The organism is Aeromonas sp. MaB10011B (genome assembly GCF_017939325.1).
GTDB lineage: Bacteria > Pseudomonadota > Gammaproteobacteria > Enterobacterales > Aeromonadaceae > Aeromonas > Aeromonas caviae.
In genome coordinates this window covers 1-8,825 of sequence record NZ_JAGKRK010000047.1, presented here as the reverse complement: position 1 = coordinate 8,825, position 8,825 = coordinate 1, and the positions used below count along the sequence as shown (strand labels likewise).

General features: G+C 61.0%; 10 protein-coding genes. 6 read left to right on the top strand and 4 right to left on the bottom strand.

All coding sequences use genetic code 11. The annotated features are described in order from the left end of the window. Positions 1 to 123: 123 nt before the first annotated feature. The 4 genes from J9893_RS13045 to pseF are packed head-to-tail and all read right to left on the bottom strand — an operon-like array spanning position 124 to position 4,403. Positions 124 to 1,416: a 6-hydroxymethylpterin diphosphokinase MptE-like protein gene (locus J9893_RS13045; RefSeq protein WP_210599959.1), complete on the bottom strand. Its 1,293-nt coding sequence runs from the start codon at positions 1,414 to 1,416 to the stop codon at positions 124 to 126. Continuing rightward, entirely contained in the window at positions 1,409 to 2,455 is a 1,047-nt protein-coding gene (pseI, locus tag J9893_RS13040) for a pseudaminic acid synthase (protein WP_210599960.1), read from the bottom strand. The genes J9893_RS13045 and pseI overlap by 8 nt, the downstream gene beginning before the upstream one ends. 6 nt (positions 2,456 to 2,461) lie before the next feature. After that, on the bottom strand, positions 2,462 to 3,718 hold the full coding sequence (pseG, locus tag J9893_RS13035; RefSeq protein WP_042863624.1) for a UDP-2,4-diacetamido-2,4,6-trideoxy-beta-L-altropyranose hydrolase: 1,257 nt from the start codon (positions 3,716 to 3,718) through the stop codon (positions 2,462 to 2,464). Next, positions 3,708 to 4,403, bottom strand: coding sequence for a pseudaminic acid cytidylyltransferase (gene pseF / locus J9893_RS13030; protein ID WP_042865261.1), 696 nt, complete (start codon positions 4,401 to 4,403; stop codon positions 3,708 to 3,710). The genes pseG and pseF overlap by 11 nt, the downstream gene beginning before the upstream one ends. A 164-nt stretch (positions 4,404 to 4,567) precedes the next feature. Between pseF and J9893_RS13025 the strand changes: the two genes are divergently transcribed. The 6 genes from J9893_RS13025 to J9893_RS13000 form a co-directional block, all read left to right on the top strand. Next, positions 4,568 to 5,104: a GNAT family N-acetyltransferase gene (locus J9893_RS13025; RefSeq protein ID WP_210599961.1), complete on the top strand. Its 537-nt coding sequence runs from the start codon at positions 4,568 to 4,570 to the stop codon at positions 5,102 to 5,104. After that, positions 5,101 to 5,334, top strand: coding sequence for an acyl carrier protein (locus J9893_RS13020; protein WP_042012685.1), 234 nt, complete (start codon positions 5,101 to 5,103; stop codon positions 5,332 to 5,334). Before J9893_RS13025 ends, J9893_RS13020 begins: the two co-directional genes overlap by 4 nt. Next, positions 5,334 to 6,083, top strand: a complete 750-nt coding sequence (locus tag J9893_RS13015) for an SDR family NAD(P)-dependent oxidoreductase (RefSeq protein ID WP_042075786.1) — start codon at positions 5,334 to 5,336, stop codon at positions 6,081 to 6,083. Before J9893_RS13020 ends, J9893_RS13015 begins: the two co-directional genes overlap by 1 nt. After that, the gene (locus J9893_RS13010; protein ID WP_210599962.1) at positions 6,080 to 7,438 is read left to right on the top strand and encodes an AMP-binding protein; all 1,359 of its coding nucleotides are present in this window, start codon (positions 6,080 to 6,082) and stop codon (positions 7,436 to 7,438) included. Before J9893_RS13015 ends, J9893_RS13010 begins: the two co-directional genes overlap by 4 nt. Then, entirely contained in the window at positions 7,435 to 8,490 is a 1,056-nt protein-coding gene (locus J9893_RS13005; RefSeq protein ID WP_210599963.1) for an acyl-protein synthetase, read from the top strand. Before J9893_RS13010 ends, J9893_RS13005 begins: the two co-directional genes overlap by 4 nt. Then, positions 8,469 to 8,825: acyl-CoA reductase (locus tag J9893_RS13000; protein ID WP_282597915.1), on the top strand; the 357-nt coding region annotated here is incomplete at its 3' end. The genes J9893_RS13005 and J9893_RS13000, both read left to right, overlap by 22 nt.

Sequence of the window (8,825 nt, the reverse complement as noted above, 5' to 3'; positions counted from 1 at the left end):
GCCAGCTCAGGCTCTCGGATGCGGCTTGCTCCAGCAAGGCAGGAAGCGTCTGGATTGCCTCCAGAGACAAGCCAAGGCGAAAACGTTGCGCCAGTGCAGTGAGTTGGGCTGTCAGAGAGGCACTCATTGGGTTATCTCCGGGTGATAGTGGCAGCCCTGGATATGCGCACCATCCTTGCAGGTGTTCCAGAAACGAACCTCGGGGTGACGATCTATGTAGCGCTCCAGCTCACACAGGTAGCCGGCAAAGTTCAGGGTCGTGGCCACCCGATTGCCATGGCCATCGTGCACCCAATGACGCGCTGTATGGGCACTCGGGCCAAGTGAACCATCTTGCCAACCGGTATGGGTTTGATTGCCCGGGAATGCGAAGTCGACGCCCATCAAGATGACATTGTTGGCCCCCATCTTGACGGCCAGATCCACGGCCGGGTGGATCACGCTACCTCCAGAATGCAGCACGCCTCTGGGCAAGTTGGTGCGCAGGGCCTCATAGGTCTGGCTCATCGAGTAGGCGCCATAGCGCGGCCCCTGCCAGGCGGCCAGCGTCTCATGGGGCAGCATGGGGAAGTAGACCAGCTTGACCTCTTCGGAGCCGTGAGCTGGCAGCCTGTCCTGGCCTATCAGGTGATCGATCGTGACAACCAGATCCGGCTTGATGTGGTGCGCCAGCAGCGTCTTGTAGGCCGTATCGACGCAGATGAGCAGTGGCCGTGTGGGTAGTTTCGCAAGTCCGCCCAGATAGGGCAGGTGACGTGCCAGTGTCGGGCCGGTGGCGATGATCAGTGCCGTGCAGCCAGGTCGGGAGCCAAACAGCTTGGTCACGTCGGCATCGTGCGCCAGTAACTCACGATTGCTTTCTAGTCGCGCCAGGCGTTCGGGGTCATCGGCTTTGAAGCGCCGATTGACGAATGGCAGGTTGATCTCGCTGATCAGGCGATCCCGGATGCGGACAGTAGCATCGTCGACTAGCAGCAGCTCGGCCGGCAAGGCGAAGAAGGGTAATCGGATCTCCTGGTCATCTCCCGCCATGGTGAGCACGACCCTGGGATCAGCGAGCCAGTCATCCTGCTCCAGCAGGCGCAGTACCAGCGCAAACAGGGCGCCATTCATGATCTTCACTTCCAGACGGCGCAAGCTGCTGCGTTGCAACAGCACGCGGGGCAGATCGCCAAGCCCGGTGCCATAAATATGCAGTACGGGCTCTTCGGGCAGGCTGGTGGCCTGTAGCTCGGCTTCCTTTACCCTGTCGTGACGGCTGGTGAGCTGGATCCCGTCGACGCTGAGGGTGGAACCCAGTCCCTCGGTCAGTTCAACCTGGAGGTGCGTTACATCTTGCGCCAACAGGCGGGGCCAGAGGGTGGGCCAGCGCTCGTTGATGAGCTGGCCATGGCGAGCAAACAGTTCCTCATTCATCCTGTGCTATCCACTCCCAATCCAGCGGTTGGTTGGCGCTCATGTCCCGGATGACTCGCTTGCCGAGGAGGCGATCGTAATCGGCCGGGGGCAGGCCAAGCGCGGGCCGAACCGACTTGATGTGGGCTTCGGTCAGGCGCTCTCCGGCAGCAATATTCTTGACCAGATAGAGGGAGCGGCGAAATGCGCGGTTACCCTGCTCGCTCGGGGTGAGCTGATAGTCGGCCACGCCGAGTGCTGCCTGGGCGGTATTGACCGAGGCAACCAGCTCGGCAAGCTCGGCGGGCTCTATGGAGAAAGCGCAATCCGGTCCGCCATCCGCCCGGGCCAGAGTGAAGTGCTTCTCGATGAGGGTGGTGCCGAGCGCGGTCGCCGCGATGGCGGTGGCGCTGCCCAGCGTATGATCAGAAAGCCCCACCTGGACGCCAAAGCGCTGGCGCAGCATGGGGATGGCCCGCAGGTTATATTCGGCCGCAGGCGCCGGATAGCCACTGACGCAGTGCAGCAGCGCCAGCTGGCCGTTGCCGTGTTTGAGCGCCATTTCGACCGCGGCGGCGATCTCGGCCTCATTCGCCATGCCGGTGGACATGATGAGGGGCTTGCCAGTCTGGGCGGCGTAGCGAATGAGGGGCAGGTCCACCAGCTCGAAGGAGGCAATCTTGTAAGCCGGGCAATCGAGGGATTCCAGCAAATCGACTGCGCTGAAATCGAACGGGCTGCTAAATACCGTGAGCCCCAGCTCGCGCCCCTTGGCAAACAGTGCCTGATGCCACTCCCAGGGGGTATGGGCCCACTCGTAGAGGTCATAAAGGCTGTGGCCATCCCACAGGCCGCCATGGATCTGGAATTCGGGTCGCTCGCTTTTGAGAGTGATGGTATCGGGGCGATAGGTTTGCAGTTTGACTGCACTGGCTCCCGCCTCCTTGGCGGCGGTCATGATGGCCAGGGCGCGCTCCAGGTTGCCGTTATGGTTGGCCGACAGTTCGGCGATCACATAGGGGGGCTGCGTCGGGCCGATGGATTGATGGGCGATCTGCATCTGTGTTCAGACTCCTGTGCCAAGTTGCCAGCCTTGCGGCGCCGGTTGCCAGGGGGCAGGGGGCGCTATCTGCGGTGGCTCGGCAAGATAGAGGGGAAATTGGGAGAAAATCGTCTGCAAGCGATGTGCCAGCTCTTGCCACTCCGTGGGTTGAAGTGGCCGGGCGGCCTGCCATGTCAGCCGCTGACCGTTCAGGGTCAGGGTGAGCAGTGGCTGGTCATCATGAAGTAATTGCCACTGTTGACCACCCGGTAACAGCTGATAATCCGATTGTTGCAACAACCAGGCGGTTAGCCGATCCAGTCCCAACCCGTCCACCTGTTGCTGTCCGCGGCGGTGGTAGTCGTCTGACTGTTGTTCCAGCCGTTGCAGAGCCTGCAGCAGCCGCTCAGGCTCGGCCAGCTCGCTCAGGGTCAGCCGCTCGGCCAGCTGAAAGCGGGCGATCACTTGGTCGTTGAACTGCTGGTTGTCGACGATGGGCACCGCCAGGGTCGGCAGGCCGAGACAGGCCCGCTCCCAGGTCATGCCGCCGGCGGCGCCGATGGCGAAGTCGTGCCGGCTCATCAGGTCGGCCATCTGGTTGCTCTGGCGAAGCAGCGCCAGGTCGAGGCCGGCCAGCTCGGCCACTTTCTGTTCCAGCTCCGGCCAGAAGGGATTGGCGCCGCCTGCCACCAGGGTCCACTGGATGGTGCGGGCCCAGGGCAGCCGGGCCAAGCTGTTGAGGGTGACGAGGCAGGCGCCGGCGGGATCGGCGCCGCCAAAGCAGACAAGCCCCCGTTGCCACTGACTGGCGTGTGGCCGCGCCAGCTGGCGATAGGCGGGGCGCAGCAGGGCATAGTCGGTGCCCAGCAGCAGCCGGCAGCCGGCGTGGGTGAGCGGCTGGTAATCGGCGGCGCGGCGCAAGGGGCCCTGATCCAGCAGCAGTTGGCAGTGGTGCGGCCGGTCGGCCAGATCATCGATCACCAGCACGCGGCCGCAGTGGGCGGCCAGCTGGGTTTCGAGCCGCTGGTCAATCTGGTAGTGATCGAACACCAGCCAATCGGGCTGCAAGCCAGGCAGCGGGCCGGCGTCATCGAGCGCGCTCAGGGGATGATGGTGATGGGACCGCAGCAGCGCCAGCAGGTGCGCCGGTAGCTGATGGCAGAGAAAGTGGCACTCGGCCCCGGCGGCGTGCAGCCGATCGGCGATGGCCAGGCAGCGCATCAGGTGGCCCAAGCCGATATCGGCGCCGGCGTCGAGCCGGAAGGCAACCTTAAACGTCATCTTGGGCCAGTACTTGATAGAGCAGTTCGGCCAGGTGCCAATCTTCCGGCGTGTCGATGTCGACTACTCTGTGCCGCGGCAGTATGTGGCCAACCCCTTCTCCCCCCACCGGGCTGATTCCCCCCAGCCAGGCCGCGCGGCTGCCCCAGTAGAACTGGCCGGCATCCTGATAGGCGGGCTCCAGATCCTGGGAGCGTTGCGCCATCTGCTCCGGCCAGAACGGCGTGACCCTGCCTTGCGCATCCATGCGCACCGCCCGCTGGATCGGGAAGCCGAATTCGGCCACCGTGTAGACGAAGGGGGCCTTGCTGGCGAGCAGGCGGTCGTGGGCGGCGCGCAGGTCGGCAGCCTGGATCAGCGGCACGGTGGCATAGATGCAGCAGTAGTGCTCTGCCTGGATGCCGAGCTGGTCGAGCCGCTGGATGGTGTCGATCACCACAGGGGTGGTACCGGTGTGATCATCGGCGAGACTGGCTGGCCGCAGAAATGGTACTTCCGCGCCCAGTTGACGAGCGACTTCGGCAATCTCCTCATCATCGGTGGAGACCACCACCTTGCTGAAACAGCCAGATTGTTGCGCCGCCTGGATGGCATAGGCGAGCATGGGCTGACCACAGAAGGGGAGGATATTCTTGCGTGGAATGCGTTTGCTACCACCCCGGGCCGGGATAATGGCGATGGCCATGATGGGTTCTCTCTGCTGGATCAATGACTGGCCAAAGCCAGGATAATCGATGACAACTCTTTGATTATTTTTGATATTATACTGGTTTTTCTGCTTGTATTATCGATTTTTGCTACGGAATGGCAGCCGTGTAGTCGATAAGAGAGACAGGTCATGGAAACTGGATGGCGTTGAAGATGAGTTATGGCGTTGAGTTACGCCCGATAGCGCCGTGGGATCTTCCCGCTTTGCGGCGTTGGCGCAATCAGGATGAGGTGCGAATGCAGATGGTATCCCAGACGCGTATTTCGCCACGGCAACAGCGCCAATGGTTCGCTGCCACCCGTGAGCGGCGGGATCAGCAGCACTGGGTGCTCTGGTGCAAGGGCGTGCGAGCGGGTTACGTCAATCTGAAAGGTGAGTGTCAGGATGCGCTACAGGGGCAGGCGGTCGCCGATGCGGGGCTCTATCTGGGCAACTCAACCGTGCGGCATCCCATGTTGGCCGTTGCTGCTGCCTTATCTCAGCTTGATCAGGGTTTTGATGAGTTGCACATCGGTTGTATCCGCACTTTGGTTCGGGAGAACAATCGCTCGGCCCTGCGCTTGAATGAACAACTGGGTTACCGCCAGATAGGGCAAGAGACCGGATTTTTTGCTTTGGAACTGCGGCCTGCTGATTACTATGCCGCCCGTGAGCGGTTACGGAGATTTTTCAGATGACAATCGCATTGGAACAAGTTTTTGCCGAGGCGCTGGGTATCGATATCGGCAGCGTCAGCGATGGGCTCGCCTACAACAGTATCCCGCAGTGGGATTCTGTCGCCCACATGGGGCTGATTGCCCAGTTGGAGGATAACTACGGCGTGCTGCTCGACACCGATGACATTATCGACATGAGTTCGGTCGGCAAGGCGCGCGAGATCCTGGCCAAGTACGGGGTCGCTTTCTGATGCAGGGGCTGTTGCAGGGCAAACGTGTGTTGATCACCGGTGCCGGGCGTGGCATCGGTCTTGCCATCGCCCGCCAGTTTGCTTCTCAGGGGGCTGAACTGTGGCTGGGAAGCCGTGATGAGGTGACGATGAGCCAGCTGGCGACCGCGATTGGTACCGAGTTTGGCGTGCCTTGCCAGCCTCTCTGTTTTGATGTGGCTGATCCGTCGGCGGTCAAGCAGGCTTTTCAGCAGCTGTTTGCTCAGACTCGTCAGCTGGACGTGTTGGTCAACAATGCCGGCATGCTGGAAGAGGCGTTATTGGGGATGGCGAACCAGACCCATCTGCAAAAGACATTCAGCAACAATACCTTTAGCGTGATCTACTGCAGCCAGTATGCCGCCCGCCTGATGCAGCGCAGTGGTGGCGGCAGCATCATCAATCTTGCCTCCCTGATGGGGCAGGTGGGGGCTGCCGGGCTCAGCTGCTATGCCGGCAGCAAGGCGGCGGTGATCGGTATTACCCAGTCACTGGCCAAGGAGCTGGCTGCCAGCCAGATCCGTGTCAATGCGATTGCTCCCGGTTTTATTGATACCGATATGGCGCATGCCATCCCGCAAGAGAAGTTTGCCGAGCGGGTGGCCAGCATTGCCATGGGGCGGATTGGCACGCCAGATGAAGTGGCCAAAGTGGCCCTGTTTCTCGCGTCCGACTTGTCGAGTTATGTGACCGGGCAGGTAATTGGGGTCGATGGGGGGATGGTGATTTGAACCGGCCTGATTTGTTGACGCATCTGGTTGACGACAATGACGAGCCCGCCTGGCGAGACCCGCAAGAGGGGTGGCTCAGTTATGGTGAACTAGCCCGGCGTGTGGCGCAGTTGGCCACCACCTATCCTGTCGGTCGTCATTTGGTCTACCTGCCATTTGTGACGTCAACCCTGCATCTGCTACACTACTTGCTGGCCCTGCGTGATGGCCACGCCATCATGTTGGCCGATCCTGCTCAGGATGCCCAGTTGCACCGTGAACAGTGCCTGCGTTTTGGTGTCAGCCTGCGGGTATTGGAAGATGGGGCTGTTGCGTATCTTGGCGATGCGCCCTCACTTCACCCTGAACTGGCCATGCTGCTGCCAACATCGGGCAGTACCGGCTCCAGCAAATGGGTGCGATTGTCGCGCACCAATCTTGATGCAAATGCCGCGGCTATCTCCGAATATCTGGCGCTGAACGGGGGTGAGCGCGCCATCACCTCGTTGCCACTTTTTTACTCCTTCGGGATGTCGGTGCTGAACAGCCATCTTTTGGCTGGCGCCTCGCTGATTTTATGTACTGCCAGTCCCCTTGAGCGCCACTTCTGGGATGAGGTCAATCGCCATCAGGTCACCAGCGTGGCGGGGGTCCCGTTTACCTTTCAGATGCTAAACCGCTTGCGTTTTGAGTGGGCCCGCTATCCCAGCCTGATGACCCTGACCCAGGCCGGAGGACGACTTGAGCCGGCACTGGCAAAGCAATTTGCCGAACAGGCAGCTGCGCTGGGACGCCGTTTTTTCGTGATGTATGGTCAGACCGAAGCGGCGCCGCGCATTGCCTGGCTGGCGCACGATGAAGTGATGATTGCCCCGGATGCCATCGGCCGTGCCGTACCGGGCGGGCGTCTCTCTCTGCGTCATGAGCCCGGCTTTCCCGACGGGGAAGGGGAGTTAGTCTACCAAGGGCCAAACGTGATGCTGGGCTATGCGGAGCTCCCTGAAGATCTGGCTCGGGGGCGTGATATGGATGCGCTCTTTACCGGCGATCTGGCTCGTTGTGATGCTGCGGGCCGCTTCTATCTGACCGGGAGGCTCAATCGTTTCCTGAAGCTGTTTGGCAAACGGGTGAGCTTGGCTGAAGTGGAGGCCTGGTTGCAGGGGAGGGGCTATTCCTGCGCCGCGACCGGCCGCGATGATCGCCTGTTGGTAGCCATCGAGGCAGACGCGTGCCCCTGTGACGCACTACAGCTGGAGCTGGCCCGCTGGCTGATGGTGCCACCATCAAGCGTGCGTATTTACCAACACCATTTGCCACGACGCAGCAATATGAAGATTGATTATCCGGCCCTATTAACAGCGCTGGATCAGCTATGAACAGGCTGTTTGATGCGCCGGTTTTCGGGCTGTCCCAACAGGAAAAAAGTGGGCTGCTCCTTGCTCGTCTGAATGAATTGACGCAGTGCCATGCGCAAGGGTGCCCAGCTTTTGCCAATATTCTGTCGGCGTTTGGTTGGGGGCCGGCTTCGACTTATCAAGAGCTTCCCTATCTGGCCGCCCGCCTGTTCAAATTGGCCCAATGGCAGAGCGTGCCGCAAGACGAGGTGTTCAAGGTGCTGACCTCTTCTGGCACTACCGGAACGCCGTCACGAATTGTGCTGGACAGAGAGACCGCCGCCCTGCAGAGCAAGGTGCTGGTGAAGATCTTGCAAGAGTTTGTCGGCAAGCAACGGCTGCCCATGCTGCTGGTGGAGCAGCCGGCCCTTATTCAAAACCGCAGCGGTTTTTCCGCCCGCGGCGCCGGTGCGCTGGGGCTCTCCTTCCTTGGCCGAGACCATACTTATGCCCTCGATGAGCAGATGCGGCCCAACTGGCCGGTCATCGAGGCGTTTTGTGACAAATATGCAGGCCAGCCGGTCCTGTTGTTCGGCTTTACCTTCATGGTCTGGCAATGTTTGCTGGAGCCGCTGCGTGAGCGCGGTCTAGAACTGCCGTTGACGCAGGGCACGCTTTTTCACAGTGGTGGCTGGAAGAAGCTGCAACACCTCGCGGTGGATAATCCTGCCTTCAAGCAGCGTTGCCATGAACAGCTGGGGCTGAGTCGGGTGCACAACTTCTATGGCATGGTGGAGCAGGTGGGGTCGGTATTTGTCGAGTGTGAGCATGGTCATCTGCATGCGCCTCTCTTTGCCGATCTGCTGGTGCGGGATCCGCTGACCCATCGCCCGCTCGGGGTCGGCAAGCCAGGCTTGTTGCAGGTGATCTCTGCCATTCCCCAAAGTTATCCAGGCCACAGTTTGCTCAGCGAGGATCTCGGTGTGCTGCTGGGTGAGGATGATTGTCCCTGTGGTCGTCGTGGCCGTTATTTTCATGTATCAGGACGTCAGCAAGGCGCCGAGGTGAGGGGATGCAGCGACACTTTCCAGTGATCCGGTCAGATGCAGAAGATGCCATGTGGCAAGCGGGGCCAGAGGTCGCTTTCGTGGCTCCCGTCAGCGGTTGGCAAGGTTTTGTTACTCGCCCGTTGCCAAGCTTTGCGCCCGTCATCTGCGACTTTGTGGCTGCGCTCTCTGCACGTCTGCAGCAGGAGGGGCGAGAGAACCCGGATCTGGCCGCCTTTGGCTTTTGGTTGCGGCCGCGCCAGATTGAGGTACAGCGTAAACGCATGGCAGGGCGCGCCCCGCTGGGGATGGTTTTTCATCTGGTACCCTCCAACGTGCCGACCGTCGCTTTCTACTCCTGGATCATGGCGCTGCTGATGGGC